The sequence below is a fragment of the Roseateles sp. genome (genome assembly GCF_039595595.1).
Lineage (GTDB): Bacteria > Pseudomonadota > Gammaproteobacteria > Burkholderiales > Burkholderiaceae_C > Roseateles.
Map to the genome: position 1 here is coordinate 17,068 of NZ_JBCNLG010000008.1, position 21,636 is coordinate 38,703.

The following is a 21,636-nucleotide window of genomic DNA, read 5'->3' on the forward strand; positions in this document are numbered from 1 at the left end:
GGCGGTCCTGTCCTAGATCAGCGGGGGCGCGATCAGCGCCATGGCCGTGCCCATCGCGATCGCGACCGCGTAGGGCAGGCGCGCGGCGGTGCGCGCCAGCGGCGAGGCACCCGGGGCATGGGCCGAAGATGCGCGGCGCTGAGCTCTCATGCTGGCCATCACGCGGGCCAGCACGCTGGCGTCGCGCATCGCGAGCAGCGACAGCAGGCCGCCCGCGAGCATCGTGTAGAGCACGGCCGCGGCGACCGTGGCCGCGCCGGCGAAGGCGCCGACGACCGCCATCAACTTCACGTCGGCAGCGCCCATCGCGCGCAGCAGGTACAGCGGCAGCATCAGCGCCAGGCCGGTGGCGGCGCCGCCGAGCGGCGACCACCAGCGCTCGCCGGCCGGAGCGGGGCTGCCCGCGGCCAGCGCCGCGGCATGCAGGCCCAGCGCCAGCGCCAGGCCGAAGGCCAGCCAGCGGTTGGTCACGCGCCGCACGCGCAGGTCGCTGCGCACGGCGCCGCCCAGCACCAGCGCCAGGGCGGCCAGCGTGACGGGGGCGGAGACCAGGGTCGACATGGCGGCGGTCCGGTCAGAGTGCGGCGGTGATCGCCGTGGAGATCGCGGTGAACACGGCGTCGAGCTTGGAGCCGACGAGCGTGACCGACGCGATGATGAAGACGGCGATGAGCGCGGCGATCAGGCCGTACTCGATGGCGGTGACGGCATCGTCGTCGCCGGCCAGTGCCTGGAGGCGGTGCAGCAGTGTCATGGTGGATCTCCTGGGGAGGGAGCGGAAACCGGTGGTGGACCTGGAAGACCTGGAAGAAGCGCGGCCGGCATGGGCCGGCACGGCCGCGCCGGCGCCGTCACAGCGCCGCGGTCAGTGCGGTCGAGATCGCGGTGAACACCGCCGCCAGCTTGGAGCCGACGATGGTGACCGAGCCGATGATGAACACGGCGATCAGCGCGGCGATCAGGCCGTATTCGATGGCGGTGACGCCCTCGTCGTCCTGGACGAATTGCTGCAGTGCGCGGGTGGCCTTGGAGAGGGGGAGCAGTTGCATGATGAAAGTCCTTGAAGTGGGGAGGAAAGGAGATCCATCGGGGTCGGATCCATACCCTGCCGGCCTGTTGGGGGAGGACGCCGGCCGGCGAGGCGCGTCTTCGGTCCTGTGCGTGTTCATGTCAGAGCGCGGCCACCACGGCCGACGACCAGTACTGGTACAGCGCCGCCAGCGACGAGCCGGTCAGCGTCAGCGCGCCCAGGATCGCCACCGCGATCAGCGCGGCCATCAGGCCGTACTCGATCGCCGTGGCGGCGCGCTCGTCGCGCATCAGCGCGGTGGCGATCGCGGCGGCGGGGATCGGGTGGCGGGGCGTGTCCATGGCGTTCACTCTAGGCATCGCGGTCACGGCGCGCAGCGGAGGAAGGCGCCATGTCGCGGGGGGAGCTTGACCCTTGGCGGGGGGGAGTTTTGTCATGGGCCGCGTCGTCCTCCAGCGGCGCGAAGGCGCTCAGCGGCGCGGCGCCGGGGCGGCCGAGTCCGCCCAGCCGCACCAGCGTGCCCAGCAGCTCGGCGGCCGGCAGGTGCTTGGCGAGAAAGGCCTGCGCGCCCAGGCGCAGCGCGCGGTCGCGCGTGGCGTTGTCGTCGTGGCAGGTCAGCACCAGCACGCGCGACTGGATCAGCAGTTGCGGCAGCAGCGCCAGGCCGTCCTCGCCGTTGAGGTCGACATCGACGACGACGACATCGGGATGCAGTTGCCGGGCGGCGAGCAGCGCCTGCTCCCCCGTGGCGACGGCGCCCAGGCAGCGCAGCGTGCGCGGCGAGCAGGCAATGAGCCGCGACAGGCCGTCGCGCACCGCTTGCTGGTCGTCGACCAGCAGCACGCCGAAGGGGCCGGAGGCGGTGACGGCGTTGACAGTGGAAGGCAGCGGGCTCATGGATCGATGCTAGGCAGCGAAGGCGCGCATGGCGCGGGAGCTTGCGGGCGGCCGGGGAGGGAGATTCCTCCCACGCCGCGCGCGGCGGAGCGGCGTCGGAGACGTCAGTAGACGAAGGGGATCAGCCGGTAGGGCACGCGGCGGCGATAGGCGCGGTATTCGGCCTGCAGGTCGTCGAGCATGGCTTCCTCGCGGCGCATGCGCACCACCTGCGCGACATAGAGCAGCGCCAGCACGGCGGCATTGCGCGGTGATGCGTTGACCAGCAGGAAGCCGCAGTGGCCGATCAGGTAGCCGAGGTAGATCGGGTGCCGGACGATGCGATAGGGCCCGCGAACGACCAGCCCGCGCCGCGCCGGCAGCAGGCCGAAGGAGCGGCCGAGCGTGACCTTCGAGGCGAACTGCCAGGCCAGGCCAGCCAATTGCAGCGCGGCGCCGGCCCACTCCGGCGCGAAGGCGCGCGTGCCCGAGGGCGACAGCAGCACGACGAAGCCAGTGGCGTAGAGCGTCGCGGCGATGGCGGAGATCGACAGGTCGCGGCGCTCGGCGCGCCGGGCCAGCAGCACCAGCAGCAGCGTGTAGCCCTCCGAGAGGATCAACAGCAGGAGCGTGCCGCGCGCCGGGTCCTGCCACCAGGCGTAGCCCCAGCGCGCCAGCACGAAGGCCAGCGCCAGCAGCGCGAAGCTGCGCAGCAGCCATTCGGTGAGGCGGCCCTCGCGGCGGGGCGCCGCGCTCACGCCGGTCATGGATCTGGCGAAGGGGATGGACATGGCGGGCTCCAGGTTCAGCGGGGCGCGGTGGGGCGGGGAGAGCGGAAGGGTCCGAGATGGCGGGAAGGGCGGGAAGGGCGGGAAGGGCGCCACGCGATGGCGGCCGCCGCGACCGCCATGCCCGCGATCACGTCCACGACGTAATGGCCGCCGAGCACCGGTGTCGCGGCCAGCATCAGCGCGTTGAGGGCGAGCGCCGGCCAGCGCAGCGGCGTCGCGAAGAGCGCCTGGGCCAGCAGCACCGCCATCGCCGCATGCAGAGAGGGCATCGAGATCAAGCCCTGCATCGCCTGCAGCGACAGCGTGCGCAGGCCGCCGTCGCGCAGCGCCTCGAAGTGCCAGAGGTCGGCGGCCGGGCCGAGGCCGAAGTGCTTGAAGGCGCCCGCCGCCGGGATCGGCGCGGACAGCAGGATCACCAGCAGCGTGACGGCGGCGTAGCGATTCATGAAATCGTGCAGGCGGTCGCCGCGGCCGCTGAAGCCCAGGTACAGCACGACGGCGAGGATCTGCGGCAGGCCACTGTCATAAGCCGCGCTCAGCACGATCTGCGCGAGGGCCGGCAGCGCGGCCTGGCTCTGCCGCAGGACACGCCAGTCGATGCCCAGCGCGGCGTCCCAGCGCGCGAGCGTGGCGTCCGTCAGCGGCGGCGCGAGCGCGATCAGCAGGTAGCTGAGGCAGGCCGCCGCGGCCTGGAACACCAGCAGCAGCGCCGCGCATCGCAGCGCCGGCGCGATGCGCGGGTCATGGCGATAACGCGGCGCCAGCAAGGGCAGTGCCAGTGCCGCGAGAGCCGCGGCCAGCACGGCGAAGTCGCGCGCCACCAGATGCCAGCCGCCAAAGGCGATCCCGAGGGCATCGGCCGCGATCACCAGCGTGGTCAGCAGCAGGGCGGGGCGCAAGGGCTCGCGCCGGACGAGCGACAGCACAGGGCGCAAAGCCCGTGAGACGGTGGGCGCAGGGTCCGATGGCGACGAGGGAAAGAGCGGCGAGGGAGTCGGTGACGCCGGGCGGATCGGCACGACCTTCGCGCTTCGGGGACGCTGCGAGGACACGAGGTCCGGGCCGGCATGCGCGGAGGCAGCGCGGTCGGCGGGGGTGCCGGGGGTGCCGGGGGACGTCGGCAGGCGGTGGATCGACATGGCGGCCTCGTGCAACGATGGCCCCATGGTGGGCGCGCGTGCGCGCCGGCGCCAGGGAGGCGCCGCGCCGGCGGCCTAGGACAAAGCTCCCCCCGCCGGGCGCGCGGGCTCGCGATCCAGGCCGTGCGCCGTCGCGTAGACGTGCAGCTCCAGCCGGCCGCGCACGCCCAGCTTGGAATAGATCGCGGTGAGGTGGTTGCGCAGGGTGTGCTCGCTCATGCGCAGCGTGTCGGCCACCGCCAGCAGCTTGGCGCCGGCCTGGCGCAGCAGCACGCCGATGATGTCGCGCTCGCGCGGCGTGAGGCTCGCGAGCCGCTCGGCCTCGGGGTCGCGCGGCGCCGTCTCGCGGGCGGCGCCGCCGTCGGTCAGCAGGCCCAGCACCTCGCCCATCAGCGCGCGGTGCAGCCAGACCTCGCCGTCGTTCACGCACTCGATGGCGCGCAGGATGGTCGCGGCCGGCGCCGACTTGTGGACCACGCCGCGCGCGCCGCGCATCACCGCGCTGCGATGCCGCGTGGCGTCGTCGGCGCCGGTCAGCACCAGCACCTGTGCCTTGCCGCGGCGGCGCAGTTCCTCCATCGCGGCGCAGGCGTCCTCGCCGGCCAGGTCCAGGTCCAGCAGCAGCAGGTCGGCCTGCGCCAGGCCGTCGTGATGCAGCAGCTCGTCCAGCGTCGAGGCGCAGCCCACCATCTCCATGCGCGGGCGCGACGCGTCGATCAGCTGGTGCAGGCCCCAGAGCGTGATCTGGTGGTCCTCGGCGACGAAGACCCGGATCGGCCGCGGCGTCTGGCCCGGCAGGTGTGCGCTGAGGTTCATCGGTGTTCTCCTTCGTCGATCGTCCGGCCGCGCATCGACGCGGCCGGCTTGGGGATTCAGGCCGGAATGCGGAACAGCAGTTCGGTGTCGAGGCCGTCGCGGCGCGAGATCGTCAGCGTGCCGCCGAGCTCGGCGACGCGCTCGTGCAGCGAGTGCGGATGAAAGGCCGGCGCGGGCCGTCCGGTGACGGAGCCGCTGTCGTCGCTCACGCGCAGCGTGACCGCGCCGTCCTCGCCGCTCAGCGCGATCGAGACATGGCGCGCCTGCGTGTGCTTGCGGATGTTGTTCAACGCCTCGTTGAGCAGATGGAACATCGCGCCGGCCAGCGCGCGCGAGCTGGGCAGCGATTCCGGACAGTGGACCTCGACCTCGATGCCGAACAGCAGCGCGAAGCGCCGCGCCTGCCGCCGCACCGCCGGCACGAGCGCGTTGTCGCCGCCGCGCGCGCCGGTGCGCAGGCCCGAGATCAGCTCGCGCAGCGAGGCGACCTCGGCATTGACCAGCTCCGCCAGCGCGTCGACCTCCGCCCGGGCCGGGTTGTCGGCCGGGATGCGCAGCGCCACGCATTCGACCGCGTACTTGAGGCCGAGATAAGGCTGGATCGCGCTGTCATGCAGATCGCGGCCGATGCGCGCGCGCTCATGCGACGCGCTCTCGTCCTGCAACTGATCGACCAGCCCGGCCTGCTCGATGACGCGCAGCAGCTCGGGCATCGCGTCGGTCAGCGCGCGCAGGTCCTGGCGGTGCGCGCGCAGCCCGTGATAGCCGATCACGACGTGGCCGTGCTGGCGGTCGTAGCGGGTCAGCGGCGCGATGTGCAGCCCGGCGACGTCGAGCATGCGGGCCAGCGATTCCAGCGGCGTCAGCAGCGCGCGCGAGGGCCGCGGACCGGCATGGACGCGGATGCGCGGGCGCGGATCCCACCAGCGGCGCGAGGTGAAGCTCAGCGCCTGCGGACCGGTCTGCGCGAGCAGCTGTTCCAGCGCCTGATGGACCTCGGGCCGGGCGCGGAAGCCGCCGTCCTCGCGGCTGGCGATCATGGCCGGCGCGCCGAAGCGGCTGGGCAGCACCAGCGCGAGCACGTCGGCCTGCGTGCCCTGGCGCAGGCGCTCGACCAGCTCGCTGCAGATCGGCTCCAGGCCGCGGCGCGGATCGAGGCCGGCCTCGATCTCGTCGATCAGCGCGATGCGCCGGTGCAGCGCGCGCATCGGCCGGGCCAGCAGCGCGGCGGCCGGGATCAGCGCGAGCAGCAGGATCTGGGCGTAGCCGCCGAGTCCCTCGGCCGTGGGCAGCGGCGCGCGCCCGGTGTCCGGATCGATCGCGATGGCCACCGTGCCCAGCGCGGCCAGCAGCAACCCGTGGCCGACGCCGTAGCCGATGCTCGCCAGCACCACCGGGTGGACCAGCGCCAGCATCAGCATCATGTTGCCGACGCTGAAGTGCCACATCATCGACGTGGCCCAGGCCACGTCCAGCCAGTAGGCGGCCAGGCCGGGAACGATGGGGCGCTCGCGGGCGTCGGCCCACATCAGCAGGCCCGCCCAGGCGATGTAGACCAGCATCGTGACGGCGGCCCCAAGATCGACGGCGGGCTTGCTCGAGATGAGCAGCAGGCTGCACATCAGCGCCGTGACGACACGCAGGCCCGCGGAGAAGCGGCGCATCTCGGCCGACGGCCCCGGCACCTGGCGGACCGGCGCCGCGGTAGCGGCCCCTGCGGGGGCGCCGGGCCGGCTGGCGGGCTCACGCACGCCGGCGGCTCCGGCAGGCCCGGCGATCCCGTCCGCGAGGGACGGGTCCAACGACTCGCGCATCATGTTGTTGACCTCTGGGCACTGCCGTGGTGGGCGGCGTGCTTGCGGCAAGTCTGACACCGGCGCCGTACGCCGTACCCCCCGGGATCGGGTGCCCCGCCGTGGCGGCGCGTCAACTTTGCGGCGTTTTCCCGCATGGGGACGGGGCTGGCGGGCCGCGCCGGCCGCTCGTCCGCGCTGACGGGCGGGGTGTTCCCGGGACGCCCGCCAACGCTGCGACAATCCGCGCCATTCCCGCCGGCCGGGCGGCGCTCCTTGCGAAGAGGGGGCCCCCGGTCCGCCAGACCTCAAGAGAAGACAAGGACGCCGCCATGAGCGACAACCCCGTGCTGCCGCTGAATGACCAGAACCTGATCTGGATCGACCTGGAGATGACCGGCCTGTTCCCCGACAAGGACCGCATCATCGAGATAGCCGTCGTCGTGACCGACGCGCGGCTGACGGTGCGGGTCGAGGGACCGGTCTTCGCGATCCACCAGTCCGACGCCATGCTGGACGGCATGGACGCCTGGAACAAGGGCACGCACGGCAAGAGCGGCCTGATCGACCGCGTCAAGGCGTCGACGATCGCCGAGGCCGACGCCGAGCAGCAGGTCATCGATTTCCTGAAGGCCTATGTCCCGGCCGGCAAGTCGCCGATGTGCGGCAACTCGATCTGCCAGGACCGCCGCTTCCTGGCCAATTACATGCCCAAGCTGGAAGACTTCTTCCACTACCGCAACCTGGACGTGTCCACGCTCAAGGAGCTGGCGCGCCGCTGGAAGCCGTCCGCGATGGAAGGCTTCAAGAAGGCCCAGAAGCACACCGCGCTGGCCGACATCCACGAGTCCATCGACGAGCTGATCCACTACCGCGAGCAGTTCCTGAAGCTGGACTGAGCGCCGCGGCCGGCCCCTTCACGAGCACCGCGCACCCGCGCGACCGAGACCCCGATGGACATCCCGCGCCGCTCCCAGGACCTGTGGGCGGCCTTCGACTTTCCGCGCCATCCGCTGGCGCGCGAGGACGGCGAACGCCTGCGTGGCGCCTTCTTCGCGCCGCCGGCGGAGCGCCTGATCGCGCGCGATCCGGATCGCCTGCGCGCCGTGCTGCGCCTGGCGCATGCCGCGGCGCGCGCCGGCGCCTGGGTGCTGGGCGGGCTGCGCTACGAGGCGGCGGGGGCGCTCGATCCGGTGCTGCGCACGCGGCCGGCGGGGGCGGCGCCGCTGGCGGAGTTCCATGTCTGGCATGAGGCGCCGGCGCCGTGGCCCGAGGCGCTCGCCGCCGCAGGCGCGGGCCGCGCCCACCCGATCACGCCCTGGCGCGACGTCCAGGCGGATGAGGCCGAGCAGGCGCAGGTCGAGCGCATCCGCGATTACATCCGCGACGGTGACTGCTATCAGGTCAACCTGACGACACGGCTGGACGCGCAGCCATTGCCGCTCGGCGGCGAGGGCGATGCCTTCGACCCGGCGTTGCATTTCTTCGCGCTGCACGCGGCGCAGCCGGGCGGCTTCGCGCTGTTCCTGCGCACCGGTGGCGGTGACGAGGGCAAAGGCGAAGGCGAAGGCGAGGGCGGTAACGCGTCGGGCAGCGTGGCGAGCGTGTCGCCCGAGCTGTTCTTCGACTGGCGTCCGCTGCCGGAGACGCCGCAGGCCAGCCACACCTGGCTGCTGTCGGCGCAGCCCATGAAGGGCACCGCGCCGCGCGGCCGCGACCGCGCCGCCGACGAGGCCGCCCAGGCCTACCTGCGCACCAGCGCCAAGGAGCGCGCCGAGAACCTGATGATCGTCGACCTGCTGCGCAACGACCTCTCGCGCGTGGCGGTGACGGGCTCGGTGCGCGTGCCGCGGCTGTTCGAGCTGCATGCGCTGCCGACGGTCTGGCAGATGACCTCGACGATCGGCGCGGTGACGCGCGCGGGGCTCGCGCTGGACGAGGTGATGGCGGCGCTGTTCCCCTGCGGCTCGGTGACCGGCGCGCCGAAGAAGCGCGCGATGGAAGTCATCGACGGCCTCGAGCCCGGGCCGCGCGGCTGGTACTGCGGCGCGCTGGGCCTGCTGCAACCGGGCGGCGCGGCGACCTTCAACGTGCCGATCCGCACCGTCGAGCAGCACGGCACCACGCTGCGCTGCGGCGTGGGCAGCGGCATCACGCTGGACTCGCAGCCGCGCGGCGAGATCGATGAATGGTGCGCAAAGGCGCGCTTCCTGAGCCGGGCGCGGGCGCCGGTCGAGGCGCTCGAGACCATGCGGCTGGAGAAGGGCGAGTTCGCGCATGCGGCGCGCCACCTCGCGCGGATGCAGCGCACGGCGCGGCACTTCGGCCTGGCCTGGTCGGCGGACGCGGTCAAGGCGCGGCTGGTCGAGATCGCCCGGCGCCATCCCGGCGGCACGTGGCGCGTGCGGCTGACGCTGGCGCGCGATGGCGCGCTGAGCGATTCGGCGCAGCCGCTGCCGGCCGCCGAGGACCCGGGCCCGCTGCGCGTCGCGCTGGCCTCCGCGCCGATCGACACGCGCGGCGCCGACGCCGAATTCATCCAGCACAAGACCACCCGCCGCGAGCTGTACCAGGCCTTCCTGGACGCGAAGCCGGCGGATTGCTTCGACGTGCTGCTCTTCAACCGGGACGGCGAGCTCACCGAGGGCTGCCTGACCAACCTCGCGCTGCAACGCGCGCCGGACGGGCCGTGGCTGACGCCGCGCGCCGATGCCGGCCTGCTGCCCGGCACGCTGCGCGAGGAGCTGCTGGAACAGGGCCGGCTGCGCGAGGCGCGGCTGACCCTGGACGATCTGCGGCGGGCGCATGCGCTCGCCATCTTCAACAGTGTCCGGGGCTGGCGCGAGGCGCGGCTGCGGCACGAGGACCTTCATGACGACGACTTCCCAACGGCGCCGCCCGGCGGCGCGCAAGACCAGAGCGGATGAGGCGGCGGCGCTGCCGGCCGAGGCGGCCATCGACCCCGTGATCGACCCCGTGATCGAGGTGGCGGCCGATTCCGTCGAGGCGCCCAAGCCCGCGCGCAAACGCGCGAGCCGCGCGAAGGCCGTGGCGGCCGACGCTGGCGGCGTGGCTCTCGGCGAGGTGGCGGCCGCCGCGCCGGCCGAGGCCGAGCCGGCCCCCGAGCCGCAGGCGCCCGCGCCCGCGCCGAAGAAGCGCCCAGCCCGCAAGCGCGCGGCCGCCGTCCAGAGCGTTCCTCAGGCTGCGGTGGAGGCGGCAGTCGACGCTGCGGTGGAGCCGGCTGCTGAGCCGGTCCAGGCCGTGCAAGGCCAGGAGCGCGAGGAAGGCGAGGAAGGCGCCGGGCCCGCGCCGGCCCGCAAGGGGCGCCGCAAGCCGAAGGCCGAGCCGGTCATCGAGGAGGCGCCGCCCGAGCCGCCGCGCTTCACGCTCGGCCCGCGCGAGGACGACGGCGTGTTCGGCGACTACGAGTTGCGCGACGCCGAGACCGCCGGCACCTTCCGCCTGCGCCTGTTGGGCCGCCACACCTGGCGCTGCGATTGCGCCGGCTATCGCGCCCAAGGCACTTGCGAGCATGGCGCGCAACTGCTGTCGCTGTTCGACGAGGCGCAGCATCGGGCGCTCGATGCCGGCTGGCCGGCGCGCGAGGCCGAGGTCTGGCTGGTGCCGGGCCCCGAGCGCGGCCTGCAGTGGGTCTGCGGCCGCGATGTGCCGGAGCGGCTGCGCGACCAGGACGGCCTGGACGAGCAGCAGCGCCGCGCCGCAGAAGGCGGCCATGCCTGGCTGCAGCAGGTGCTGAGCGACGCCCGCGCGCTGGGTGTGGTGCTGCGCGTGGACGCGCCGGTGTGGCCGCAGCTCGCTTGCGGCCGCGATGCGCAGGCGCGCGTGCAGCGCATCGAGGCCCTGATGGCCGACGGCATCGCGATGCGCGCGCTGCTGCGCGAAGAATTGCCGGTCCACGCGTGGGAAGCGGCACTGTTCGCCGTCTGCGCCGGCCGCGCGCTGATCGCCGACGACCTGGGCCTGGGGCAGCGCGGCGCCGCCATCGCGGCGATCCGCCTGTGGGCCGAGCTCTTCGGCGTGAAGCCGGCCGTGGTCATCGCGCCCGAGGCCGCGCACGCCGCATGGCAACGCGACCTGAAGCGCTGGCTCGGCGACGAGGCGAAGTCCGTGACGGTGGCCGCGACGCCGCCCGCCAAGGCGCAGCCGGCGCTGCTGGTCGTCGATGGCATCGAGGCGGTCGACGCCGGGCAACTGGCCGCGCTGCGCGCGCTGCCGGCGGCGCAACTGCTGCTGATCGCGCATCAGGAGCCGCTCGGCGACGCGCGGCTCGGCGAATGGATCGAGTGGCTTGACGATGCCTGCCGCGGCCCGCTCGCGCGGCTGCAGTCGCTGCCGGCCGATGCCGGCAAGAAGCTCAAGCGCGAGGCCCTCGCCTCGGTCGTGCTGTCGCGCCGCAGACGCGAACTCGACGAACTCCCGGCCGCCTTGCTGACGCCGCTGTGGCTCGATGGCGCCGGTGCGAACGGCGCCAGCCTGCCGGCCGCGCCGCTGAAGCAGCTCCGCCAACTGGCCGAGCGCTGGCGCGCGCTGCGCTTCCTGTCGAGCAGCGAGCAGCAGCAGGTGCTGGAGGCGCTCGCGCTGCTGCCGCCGGCCTCGCGCCAGGCGCTGGCCGCGAAGGCCGAGGCCGTGCTGGCGCTGCGCCGCGAATGGATCCAGGGCGCGGTGCCGGCGGCCTCGCGCCTGGTGGTCTGCGCGCGCTCGGAGACGCTGCTGGACAGCCTGTCGATGTCGCCGCAGCTGCGCCGCCTGCCGCCGCAGCGCCTGCGCGCCGGCGACGCGGACGAGTCGCGCGAGGCCGCGCTGTCCGCCTGGCGCGGCGCCGAGGCCGGCGTGCTGCTGGCCAGCGATGACGCGCTGGGCGGGCTCGAGCCCGGTGCGCTGGCCGACGACCGCGTCGCGCTGGTGCACGCGGACCTGCCGTGGCAGCCGGCCGTGCTGGAGCAGCGCGTCGACGCGATCTGCGGCGGCGATGCGCGCGGCGTGCCGGCGGCGCTGCTGCTGATCGAGGAGTCGCTCGACGCGGCCGTGCTGCGCGCGCAGCGCGACGGCGTCGCCTTCCCCGACTGGCTGGATGCCGCGCCGGCCTGGCTGGATGGCGATCAGCTCGACGCGCTGATGGCGGCGCTGCCCAAGCTGCTCGAAGGCCTGTGATTCGGCGAACCGGCGCCGCGGGAACCGCGGCGCAACTGCGGGATCTGGGGCACTGATGAAATCGTGCTAGGTGAAAACTCGAAAAGTCGCTATACTCTCGGGCTTCACCGTTTCGTGCGGTGCTTCGTACGTCTCCTCTGACCTCTTGCAGTCCGCTGCGCCGACCCCCGAGCGGGGTTCACGCAGGCTCCGGTTCTCCACCGGGGCGGTGATCCGACAGCGGATCGCTCGCACTTGCATGCCCTCGGGTTCGGTCGGCGGCGATGCCGTCGCTTGACTGTTCCCCGGCGCCTCACCAGGCCCTTCATGCCGATCGCAAGTCCGTGTCCACGGGCGCGCCGCGCATGTGTCTTTCTTTCCTGGTGATCGACGCGAGCTTTCTCCCAGCGACATCACTTTCCGCCGCGACCACTTGATTTCGCGCGGCGGAACTGCGCTCCGGCGCTGACGCCCATCACAGGGACGTCCGCCCTGGCGCGCACTCTTGGACTGCAAAGAATGAGTTTCGAACACGACATGAACGCCGACGCCCAGAACCAGACCGTGGACCCGAGCCAGGACGACGAGCTCGACCAGGCCATCGACGCCATCGAACTCGGCGCCGATGCCGAGACCACGGGCACGCCGTTCTCCGCGCTGGGCCTGCACGACGCGCTGCTGCGCGCCGTCAAGGATTCCGGCTACGAGAACGCCACCGAGGTGCAGGCCCAGGCCATCCCGCCGGCGCTGACCGGCGTGGACCTGATGGTCTCGTCGCGCACCGGCTCGGGCAAGACCGCGTCGTTCATCCTGCCGGCCCTGCAACAGGTGCTGGACGCCCGCGCGGCCCGCGCCGCCGGCAACAAGACCCGCGTGGTCGGCCCGCGCGTGCTGGTGCTGGCGCCGACCCGCGAGCTGGCGATGCAAGTCGCCAAGTCCGCGATGACCTACGGCCGCCACATCCAGGGCCTGCGCGTGGCCACCGTGCTGGGCGGCATGCCCTACGCGCAGCAGCTGCGCGCGCTCAGCGGCCAGCTCGACATCCTGATCGCCACCCCCGGCCGCCTGCTGGACCACATCAACAGCGGCCGCTGCAAGCTCGAGAACGTGACGATGTTCGTGCTCGACGAGGCCGACCGCATGCTGGACATGGGCTTCATCGACGACATCAACTTCGTCGCCGGGCAGATCCCGGCCGAGCGTCAGACGCTGATGTACAGCGCGACCTTCGCCGGCAACACCGGCCGCCTGGCGGCCCAGTTGATGAAGGACCCGCAGCGCATCGACGTGTCGGGCCACACCGAGACCCACGAGAACATCGAGCAGCGCCTGCACTGGGCCGACAACGGCATGCACAAGCGCAAGCTGCTGGAGCACATCCTGGGCGAGCGCGATGTCGACCAGGCGGTGGTCTTCACCAGCACCCAGCAGGACACCGAGTGGCTGGCCGAGCAGCTGGAGGCCATCGGCCACCGCGTCGCCGCGCTGCACGGCGGCATGCGGCAGGGCAAGCGCAACCGCACGCTGATGGCGCTGCGCCGCCGCGACCTGCGCGTGCTGGTCGCCACCGACGTGGCCGCTCGCGGCATCGACGTGCCGACCATCTCGCACGTCATCAACTTCGGCCTGCCGATGAAGGCCGAGGACTACGTCCACCGCATTGGCCGCACCGGCCGCGCCGGCCGCTCCGGCATCGCGGTGACGCTGGCCGAGCGCGGCGACATCTCGATGATCAAGCGCATCCAGCAATTCACGACGCAGCAGATCCCGGTCTCGCGCATCACCGGCCTGGAGCCGCGCAACGAAGAGCCGCGCATCTTCCCGTCGCGTCCGGGCGGCGATCGCGGTGACCGCGGCTTCGGCGGCGGCCGCGGCGGCTTCGGTGGCAACCGCGGCGGCTATGGCCGTCCGCAGGGCGGCGGCTTCCGCGGCAATGACCGTGGCGGTGATCGCGGCGGATTCGGCGGCGACAACCGTTTCGACAACAGCGCCCGCTTCGAGCGTCCGGAAGGCCAAGGCCGTGCGCCGTTCGGCGAGCGCCGTGAAGGCGGCTTCGGCGGCGGCCAGCGCTTCGAGCGCCGTGATGGCGCTCCGCGCTTCGGCGGCCGCAACGAGCGCCCGCAAGGCGACCGCCCGTTTGGCGACCGTCCGCGCTTCGGCGATCGTCCGCAGCGTGACGGCCAGGGCTTCGGCGGCCAGCCGCGCGGTGCGTTCGAGCGCCGTGAAGGTGGCAACGCTGGCAACGGCGGCGGCTTCGAGCCGCGCCGTGGCGGCTTCGATCCGCGCTTCGACCGTTCGGCCGAGAACAACGACCGCTACGGTCCGCGCGCCGAGCGTCCGGCGTTCAAGGGCAACGAGCAGCGCTTCGAGCGTCCGGAAGGCCGTCCGGCGGGCAAGCCGTCGTTCGCCAAGGGCCCGCGCGGCCAGGGCGGCGATGAGCGCGGCGGCTTCGTCAAGAAGGGCCCGCGCAAGGGCTTCTGAGCCCTCGCGGGCTCGGCCGGGGAAGGGCGCTGACGCATGCGCGTGGAGGGCCGGATCGTCCAGTGGGATGACGCGAAGGGCTACGGCTTCATCGCGCCGTCCGATGGCGGGCCCAAGCGCTTCGTGCACATCAGCGCCTTCGCGCTGCGCGCGCGCCGGCCCTTCGTCGGCGAGCGCGTGAGCTACCAGCCCGGCGCCGACGCGCAGGGCAAGCCCCGCGCGCTCGAGGTCCGGAGCCTGGAGCCCAAGCCGGCGCCAGCCGGCCCCGCGCCAGGCCAAGGCGGCGCGGCCCGTTCGCGCGGCCGCTCGCAGCCGCCGCGCGGCTCAGCCCCATCCCCCGACCGTTCGGCGGACACCGGCGCCTCGCTGTGGCTGGTGCCCGGCTTCGCGCTGCTGGTGCTGCTGACCCACCTCGCCTGGCCCTTGCCGCGCGGGCTGTGGGGCACCTACTTCGCGATGAGCTTCGCCACTTTCGTCGTCTACGCGCTGGACAAGCGCGCGGCGCGGCTGGGGCAATGGCGCGTCAAGGAGGCGACGCTGCATGGGCTCGCGCTGCTGTGCGGCTGGCCCGGCGCGCTGCTCGCGCAGCATCTGCTGCGCCACAAGAGCGCCAAGCCGTCCTTCCGGCGGCTTTTCTGGTTGAGCGTCGCGCTCAACATCCTGGTTTTCGTTTGTCTCTTCACGCCGCTGCTGTCGCCTTTCTTCTCGGGGATCTCCGACCACTGGAACACGCGATCGGCCGGCGACTTCGTTTGATGCTGCAGTTGAAAGTGATCGGCACGGCGGACCTTCCCGCCGTGCTCGCCTTGCAGGCCCAGTGCTATGGGCCCGAGTTCCTGGAAAGCGCCGAGGCCTTCGAGGCCAAGCTGCGCGCGGCGCGCCACCTGCACTGCTCCTACCTGGCCCTCGAGGCCGGCGAGCCGCTGGCCTATGTCGTCAGCCTGCCGGTGGACGACGCGCAGCTGCCGGCCCTGAACGCGTCCGAGGTCGCGCCGGCGCGCGCGCCGCGCACGCTGTACCTGCACGACCTGGCGGTGTCGCCGGCGGGCCGCTCGCGGCAACTGGGCCGCAAGCTGCTGCGGCAGGTGGTGAACCGCGCGCAGGACATGGGCCTGGCGCAGATCGCGCTGGTGGCGGTGCAGGGCTCGCGCGAGTACTGGCAGCGCCAGGGTTTCGCCGCCGCGCACGCGCTGCCGGGCTCCGCGCTGGCGCAGAAACTGGCCAGCTTCGGCCCCGGGGCGACCCTGATGCGAAGGGCGCTCGGACCCGTGTGAGGGGGCGCGATAATCCCGCCCCATGACAGTGATCCCGGGAGGCGCGGACGACGCTCTGCGCGACGATCTCCCCGAACCCTCTTTCGAAGACCATTTCCGCGACGGCCAGCTCCCGCAGGATTCGCTCCTGTGGTGGCAGCTGGAACGCAACGATGCCCTGCTGAGCGCGCAGCGCGCGCTGTTCCACGGCCCGGCCACGCTGGTGCGGCTGCGCGTGTGGGTCTTCATCGAGCTGATGAGCCTGCCGCACTCGCGGCTCTCGCGCGACGACCTGAACCGCCATTTCCACGTGCTGCGCGACGAGGCGCTGGAGCTCGTGCTCAAGCGCCTGCGCGACGCGCAGCTGCTGGCCTGGGACGCGTCCAACCAGCAGTACGGCGTGACGCCGCTGGCGCAGCAGCTGATGGCGATGGTCTCGCCCCTGACGCAGGGCCAGGCCGCCGACGAGGACGGCGACCTGGCCGGCCTGCTCGCCAACGTGGCGGGCGCGCAGCAGCTCGGCACGCTGGAGCCGGCGCAGCTGCAGCATCTGCTGGCCCAGCTCTCGCGGCTCTACAACGAGTTCGCCGATGCGATCGCCTCGGGCTCCGAGTTCCATCTGCGCCGCGCGCGCATGCGCTTCGAGCGGGCGCTCAAGCTGGTCGAGCGCGCCAGCGAGGCGCTGTCCGCGATCATCCGGCAGGCCGAGAACGACGGCAACGCGCGCCTGGAGCGCCTGGCGCGCGAGCTCGGCCTGGCGCAGGCGCGGCTGCTGGCGATGGCCAGCCAGTTCAACCGCGCCCTGCAGCAGGCCGACCGCCAGCGCGTCACGCTGGGCTCCACCGGCATCACGACGACCGACGTGCGGCGCTGGCTGCAGGAGGTGCCCTTCCTCGAGAACCTGGCGCTGGGCGCGCTGTCGCGGCCGGTGCATCCGGTCTTCGTCGCGCAGCATGAATTGCTGGACGGCTGCGAAGCCGAGTTCGAGCGCGACCGCCCGGTGCCACCGACGCCCGAGCCGCTGCCCACCGGCCTGGCCGCGCCGCCGGGCGAGCTGGCCGTGATGAGCCTGCCGCCGGAGATGGCCCAGTTGCAGGCGCTGCTGGGCCGCTGGAGCGGCGACGGCGTGCCGATGAACGACCTGCGCCCCGCGGTGCTGGGCGGCAGCTACGCGCGCGCGGCCTACCGCGCGCAGCTGCTGCCGCTGCTGGGCGATCCGCAGGCGCAGCATCTGGCCGGCGCGACCGGCGACATGGCGCGCCAGCCGTGGCGCGTGCGCTGGTCCGCCGAACAGGGCGAGATCGATGACGAGCACGTGCGCTGGATGAGCCAGGGCGTGCTGCACTCGACGGACGTGGAGCCGCCCGCCGAGCCCGAACCCGAACCCAAGTGGCGCCCGCCCGAGGAAGCGCCCCGGCGCGGCCGCCGCAAGGCCGCCGCCGCTGCTGCCGCGCCTGATGCGCCTGATGCGGCTGCCGCTGCTCCTGTCGAAGCGGCCGCAGGCGACGCGATCGCCGCCTCTCCCGAACCTGCCGCCGACGCCAGCGTCGCGGCTGAACCGCCTTCCCAGTCATGAGCAATCAACTCGACGACGCCGCCCAACTGGCGGCTCAACTGCTGGCGCGCCGCTGGCTGCCGCGCAACCAGCCGCTGGTGCGCCGCGCGCTGATCGACCAGGAACTCTGGCGCGCGGTCAACGAGCGCGTCGCCGCCGTCGGCCTGCGCGTGGTGGACAACGTCTACGCCGACCACATCACGCTGGCGATGCTGCGTCCGGCCGAGGTCGCCGTGTTCGGCGAGACCGGCCTGGCCTCCAACAACAACCTGGACCTGCCGCGCGACGGCGTGGCGCTGCTGGTGGTGCTGTGGGCGCTGATCGTGCTGCCCAAGCGCCAGCGCCAGCTCGCGCGCGCCGAGGAGGCCGCCGAGGGGCAGGGCGAGATGTTCGCCAAGGACAAGCCGCTGCCCAGCGCCGCGAGCAGCGCGCCGACGCTGTCCTACCGCAGCCTGCTGGCCGACTTCGGCAACCAGTTGGGCAAGAAGATGCGGCTGGACGCCAACCTCAAGCTGCTGGAGCGCCAGGGCTTCATCACCCGCAAGGGCGAGGACATCTGCGAGGGCCCGCTGTTGGACCTGCTGCTGGACTACGACACGCTCGCGCCGCGCATCCTGGACGGCGCGCTGGCCGACGTGCTGGCGCGCAGCACCGATGCCGAAGCCGGCCCGATGCTGGGTGCCATCCTGGCCGCCCGCCACAACGAAGAATCCGACCTGAGCGACGCCTGATGTTTCACCTGCAATCCCTGGAACTGCTGCACTGGGACTACTGCCGCCGCGTCTCGATGCCGCTGGACGGCAACATCATCACCATCGCCGGGCCCAACGGCTCGGGCAAGACCACGCTGCTGGACGCGATGCGGACGCTGCTGGGGCTGGAGTGCTCCGGCGGCCGCACCTACAAGACCTATGCCCGCCATGCCAACGCCGAGCACGCCTGGCTGCGCGCGCTGGTGGACAACCGCCCGCGCGGCCGCCAGAACAGCAGCCGGCCGTTCGCCAGCTCGCTGCTGTACGCGGACCAGGTGACGCTGGCCTGCCGCATCTCGCGCCAGGGCGGCGACTGGGTGCGCCGCTACATCCTGGTGGACGGCGTGCATGAGATCGAGGAGCTCGACACCAAGGGCGACAAGGACTGGCTGGGCATCGAGGCCTGGAAGAAGCGCCTGGAGGCCGCGGGGCTCACCCGCGCGATCGGGCGCGTGCTGGCGCTGGAGCAGGGTCAGACCGACCGGCTCTGCGAGCTGTCGTCCAAGGAGCTGCTGCGCCTGGTGTTCGAGGTCTTCGGCGACCAGGAGGTGCTGGATCGCTACGAGCTCGCGCGCAACCACCAGCAGCAACTGCTCAAGGAGGTCGAGCAGGCGCAGCACGAGCTGTCGCATGCGCAGGCGCAACTGTCCGACCTGTCCAACCGGGTCAACAGCTACCAGCAGTACCAGCTGCGGCTGAAGGAGCGCGAGCGCCTGGCCACCGAGGTCGTGCCGGTGCTGCAGTGGAGCGAGCAGCGCCAGCGCACCGCGCAGCAGCTGCGCGAGCTGCATCGGCAGCGGCTGTTCGCGCGCTCCGATGAGCGCGGCATCAGCGACAAGCGCGCGCAGTTGCTCGCGCTGTTCAAGGCGCAGGAGGCGGCCAAGGACAAGCTGGCCGACCTGGAGCAGCAGCGCAAGCAGGCGCGCCAGGCCTTCGAGGCGGCGCGCGAGGGCGAGCGCCCGATGGAGCAGCTCGCCAAGCGCGAGGAGGATCTGAAGGCGCTGGCCGCGGTGGAGACCGATGGCGCGGCGCTGACGGCCAAGCTCGAGGAACTGGGCACGCGCCAGCATCAGCTGCGCGAGAGCTTCACGCGCCAGAACGACCAGCAGCGCAAGGCGCAGCAGGCGATGGACGAGCTGACCGGGCACCGCGTGCCGCCGCCGCCGGCGGAGGTCACGCGCTTTCGCAAGGCGCTGGACGAGGCCGGCATCGCGCATCACGTGCTGGCCGACGCGATCGACATCGCCGACGACCAGTGGCGCGCCGCGGCCGAGGGCTTCCTGCGGCCGTCGCGCTGGGTGGTGGTGCTGGCCCGTGCCAGCGACGAGAGCCAGGCCTACCGCATCGCCTCGCGCGAGCGCTACCGGCATTACGTCGTCGCCGATGGCGAGCATGCGCCGGCGGTGAGCCCGAAGGACAGCCTGCTGTCGGTGCTGAAGTTCAACGCCAAGGCGCCGGGCTGGCTGCTGCGGCAACTGGCTTCGATCCGCTGCGTCGCGGACACCGAGAAGGGCGCCCAGGTCGGCGGCGAGTGGATCACCACCGAGGCCTACTACCGCGATGGCCGCGGCGGCCGCAGCCTGTGGGTCGAGCCGCGCGAGTACCAGTTCGGCGACTCCGCGCTCGATGCGCGGCGCGCCTCGCTGGACAAGGAGCTGACGCGCTACGACCTGGAGCTGTCCAAGCTCGCCAAGGAGCAGCTCGAGATCGAGCGCCAGCTCAAGGACGCGCAGCGCGCGGCGCAGGGCCACAAGGCGGCGCAGGAGCTGGTGGAGCGGGCCGAGGAGTTCGCCGAGGCGCGCGCGCGCCTGCCGGGCCTGCGCCAGTCGCGCATCGAGGCGGCGACGCGGATGGCGGCGCTGGATCAGGAGCATGACCGCTCGGTGGCCGCGGCGACGCGCGCCGAGCGCGACTACGAAGCCGCGCAGGCCGGCCTGAAGGCCAGCGAGGAGAACGTGCTGCGCGCCGAGCGCGACTGGGCCAGCAAGCGCGACGACCTGATCGCCACCGCCCGGGCCTCGCGCGAGGCGCGGGCGAAGTTCCCGGCCGCGTGGGTGCATCCGATGCGGCTGGCCGCGCTGCGCGACGAGTTCGAGAACGCCAAGCAGGCGGAGATCGCCTCGCGCCATGTGCAGCAGGAGCTGGACACCGGCGTGTGGGAAACCGATGCCGGCGTGCAGGAGCGGCATGCGCGCATGCAGATGGCGGTGCTGGAGCAGACCACGCAGCTGGACGACCGCCGCGCCAGCAACGAGATGGCGCGCATCGCCGCGTTCAACGCGCGCGAGCGCTACATCGACGTGCTGCGCGCGACGGTGCGGCGCTACAAGAAGAATGTGCAGGAGCTGGGCGAGCTCGCCGGCGTGCATGCGCAGGCCGAGCTGCCGCACCTGGACAACGACGACACGGTGCTGGCGCAGGCCGGGCTGCACGTGAAGTTCAACTTCGACGGCAAGGGCGAGGTGGGCCTCAACGACGGCGAGGCCTCGGGCGGGCAGCAGGTGCTCAAGAGCCTGATCCTGCTGGTGGGATTGATGAAGGACGACGACGCGCCGGGCGGGTTCGTCTTCATCGACGAGCCCTTCGCCCACCTGGACGTGCGCAACATCCAGCTGGTGGGCCACTTCCTGAAGAGCACGCGCGCGCAGTACCTGCTGACGACGCCGATCACGCACAACGTCGAGGTCTTCGAGCCCTCGGAGATCACGCTGGTGACCAGCAAGAAGCCGCGCGGCGAGCGCTGGGCGCCGCCGATCGCGGTGCTGGCGCGGCGGCCGGAGAAGTCGGTCTACTGAGCGGAGGAGTGGGTGGAGGACAGGGTGGGGGACCGGGCGGAGGAGATGGCCTCGCGGGCCGCGTCGCCGATGCGGAACATCACCCACTCCGGCCGCATGTTGATGCGGATCGGATAGATGCTGACGCCCAGGCCGCTGGTGATGTAGATCGGGCGGCCGCCGACCCGGACCCAGCCATGGGTCTGGTCCTTGGGCCAGCCATGCGGCGCCACGGCCGAGCCCATGAAGGGGATCCAGACCTGGCCCCCGTGCGTGTGCGCCGCGACGGTGAGGCCGGGCAGCGGCGCGAGCTCGCGCGCGCTGGCGGGATCGTGCATCAGCGCGAGCGCCTGCGCGCCGCGCGGCAACTGGCGCGCCGCGCGCTCCGGCTCGCTGTGGCCGGACATGCGATCGCCGACGCCGACCACCCAGACTGGCGAGTCCGGCCGCGGCGAGGCTGGCCGCGGTGAATCCGGCCGCGGTGAATCCGGCAGCGGCACGGCCTCGTTGAGCAGCACGGTGATGCCGGCGGCGCGCAGCGCGCGGTTGAAGCGCGTGCCGTCGGTCCACCAGTCGTGGTTGCCGAGCACCGCGTAGACGCCGCGCGGGGCCTTGAGCCGGCCCAGCACGGCGGCCACGTCCTCGGGCGTGGTGCCGTCCTCGCCGCGGCCGGAGATGAAGTCGCCGGGCAGCAGCACCACGTCGGGGTGGGCGGCGTTGATCTGGTCGACGAGGGCGTTGGCGCGAGCGATGGTCATCACGCGGCGCACCTCGTGCGCGATGTGCCAGTCGGAAGCGACGGCCACTTTCAGGCCCTGCGGCCCGCGCCAGCCGGGGACGTCGACGGCGATCTCGCGCGCGGCCACCCAGCGCGGTTCGATGACGAAGCCCCAGATCGCCAGCAGCGCGGCGGCCAGCAGCAGGAAGAGCAGGGATTTGAAGAGCTTGCGGAGCGCGGACAGGAACACGGCGGGAAGGGATGGCACCAAAGACGGGGCCGCAGTATGAGGGACGCGGCGCGAGCGCCGCGCGAAGGTCTCGTCAAACGGCGTGCCCGGCCCCCGCGATCCGGCCCGAAAAGACACCGCTCGTCACGAGCTTCACATCTGCCGGCATGTCTCCCATGCAGGTCGTCACCCTTGAGCAAATAGGGGTCCTGAATCAGCCTCGCGGGTGGTGACTTTCGTCGCTTTACCCCCCTGGGCGGCGCTGCCTCTAATGCAAG

19 protein-coding genes are annotated in these 21,636 nt (G+C 72.7%); 9 read left to right on the forward strand and 10 right to left on the reverse strand.

Annotation, left to right across the window (positions count from 1 at the left end; genetic code table 11):
- Positions 1-12 precede the first annotated feature (12 nt).
- From ABDW61_RS11965 to ABDW61_RS12005, 9 genes are all read right to left on the reverse strand, one after another.
- Complete coding sequence (locus ABDW61_RS11965; protein WP_343638898.1) at positions 13-561, reverse strand: prepilin peptidase; 549 nt, start codon at positions 559-561, stop codon at positions 13-15.
- 13 nt (positions 562-574) lie between these two features.
- Positions 575-754 carry a Flp family type IVb pilin gene (locus ABDW61_RS11970; protein ID WP_343638899.1) on the reverse strand — a complete coding sequence of 60 codons (180 nt, stop codon included), beginning with the start codon at positions 752-754 and terminating at the stop codon, positions 575-577.
- Between the two features lie 97 nt (positions 755-851).
- The gene (locus tag ABDW61_RS11975) at positions 852-1,049 is read right to left on the reverse strand and encodes a Flp family type IVb pilin (protein ID WP_343638901.1); all 198 of its coding nucleotides are present in this window, start codon (positions 1,047-1,049) and stop codon (positions 852-854) included.
- A 121-nt stretch (positions 1,050-1,170) separates the two neighbouring features.
- On the reverse strand, positions 1,171-1,371 hold the full coding sequence (locus ABDW61_RS11980; protein ID WP_343638903.1) for a Flp family type IVb pilin: 201 nt from the start codon (positions 1,369-1,371) through the stop codon (positions 1,171-1,173).
- A gap of 10 nt (positions 1,372-1,381) precedes the next feature.
- On the reverse strand, positions 1,382-1,927 hold the full coding sequence (locus ABDW61_RS11985) for a response regulator (protein WP_343638905.1): 546 nt from the start codon (positions 1,925-1,927) through the stop codon (positions 1,382-1,384).
- A 104-nt stretch (positions 1,928-2,031) separates the two neighbouring features.
- The gene (locus tag ABDW61_RS11990; protein WP_343638906.1) at positions 2,032-2,697 is read right to left on the reverse strand and encodes an isoprenylcysteine carboxylmethyltransferase family protein; all 666 of its coding nucleotides are present in this window, start codon (positions 2,695-2,697) and stop codon (positions 2,032-2,034) included.
- Between the two features lie 14 nt (positions 2,698-2,711).
- Positions 2,712-3,596 (reverse strand): phosphatase PAP2 family protein, encoded by an 885-nt coding sequence (locus ABDW61_RS11995; RefSeq protein ID WP_343638907.1) that lies wholly within the window; start codon positions 3,594-3,596, stop codon positions 2,712-2,714.
- A 315-nt stretch (positions 3,597-3,911) separates the two neighbouring features.
- Positions 3,912-4,652 carry a response regulator transcription factor gene (locus tag ABDW61_RS12000; RefSeq protein ID WP_343638908.1) on the reverse strand — a complete coding sequence of 247 codons (741 nt, stop codon included), beginning with the start codon at positions 4,650-4,652 and terminating at the stop codon, positions 3,912-3,914.
- A gap of 56 nt (positions 4,653-4,708) precedes the next feature.
- Positions 4,709-6,403 (reverse strand): histidine kinase, encoded by a 1,695-nt coding sequence (locus ABDW61_RS12005; protein ID WP_343638909.1) that lies wholly within the window; start codon positions 6,401-6,403, stop codon positions 4,709-4,711.
- Positions 6,404-6,777: 374 nt separating this feature from the next.
- Here ABDW61_RS12005 and orn point away from each other — a divergent pair, with 374 nt between their 5' ends.
- From orn to ABDW61_RS12050, 9 genes are all read left to right on the forward strand, one after another.
- Positions 6,778-7,344 (forward strand): oligoribonuclease, encoded by a 567-nt coding sequence (gene orn, locus ABDW61_RS12010; RefSeq protein WP_343638910.1) that lies wholly within the window; start codon positions 6,778-6,780, stop codon positions 7,342-7,344.
- 54 nt (positions 7,345-7,398) lie between these two features.
- Positions 7,399-9,372 (forward strand): chorismate-binding protein, encoded by a 1,974-nt coding sequence (locus tag ABDW61_RS12015; protein WP_343638911.1) that lies wholly within the window; start codon positions 7,399-7,401, stop codon positions 9,370-9,372.
- On the forward strand, positions 9,317-11,617 hold the full coding sequence (locus ABDW61_RS12020) for a hypothetical protein (protein ID WP_343638912.1): 2,301 nt from the start codon (positions 9,317-9,319) through the stop codon (positions 11,615-11,617). Before ABDW61_RS12015 ends, ABDW61_RS12020 begins: the two co-directional genes overlap by 56 nt.
- A 498-nt stretch (positions 11,618-12,115) precedes the next feature.
- The gene (locus ABDW61_RS12025) at positions 12,116-14,077 is read left to right on the forward strand and encodes a DEAD/DEAH box helicase (RefSeq protein WP_343638913.1); all 1,962 of its coding nucleotides are present in this window, start codon (positions 12,116-12,118) and stop codon (positions 14,075-14,077) included.
- Positions 14,078-14,113: 36 nt separating this feature from the next.
- Positions 14,114-14,833 (forward strand): cold shock and DUF1294 domain-containing protein, encoded by a 720-nt coding sequence (locus tag ABDW61_RS12030; RefSeq protein ID WP_343638914.1) that lies wholly within the window; start codon positions 14,114-14,116, stop codon positions 14,831-14,833.
- Positions 14,833-15,351, forward strand: coding sequence for a GNAT family N-acetyltransferase (locus ABDW61_RS12035; protein WP_343638915.1), 519 nt, complete (start codon positions 14,833-14,835; stop codon positions 15,349-15,351). The genes ABDW61_RS12030 and ABDW61_RS12035 overlap by 1 nt, the downstream gene beginning before the upstream one ends.
- 22 nt (positions 15,352-15,373) lie before the next feature.
- A complete protein-coding gene (locus tag ABDW61_RS12040; RefSeq protein WP_343638916.1) occupies positions 15,374-16,906 on the forward strand; it encodes a hypothetical protein in 1,533 nt (510 codons plus the stop codon).
- Entirely contained in the window at positions 16,903-17,616 is a 714-nt protein-coding gene (locus ABDW61_RS12045; protein ID WP_343638917.1) for a hypothetical protein, read from the forward strand. Before ABDW61_RS12040 ends, ABDW61_RS12045 begins: the two co-directional genes overlap by 4 nt.
- Positions 17,616-20,432, forward strand: a complete 2,817-nt coding sequence (locus ABDW61_RS12050; RefSeq protein ID WP_343638919.1) for an ATP-binding protein — start codon at positions 17,616-17,618, stop codon at positions 20,430-20,432. Before ABDW61_RS12045 ends, ABDW61_RS12050 begins: the two co-directional genes overlap by 1 nt.
- Here ABDW61_RS12050 and ABDW61_RS12055 read toward each other — a convergent pair.
- The gene (locus ABDW61_RS12055; protein WP_343638921.1) at positions 20,426-21,397 is read right to left on the reverse strand and encodes a metallophosphoesterase; all 972 of its coding nucleotides are present in this window, start codon (positions 21,395-21,397) and stop codon (positions 20,426-20,428) included. The genes ABDW61_RS12050 and ABDW61_RS12055 overlap by 7 nt on opposite strands.
- Positions 21,398-21,636 lie beyond the last annotated feature (239 nt).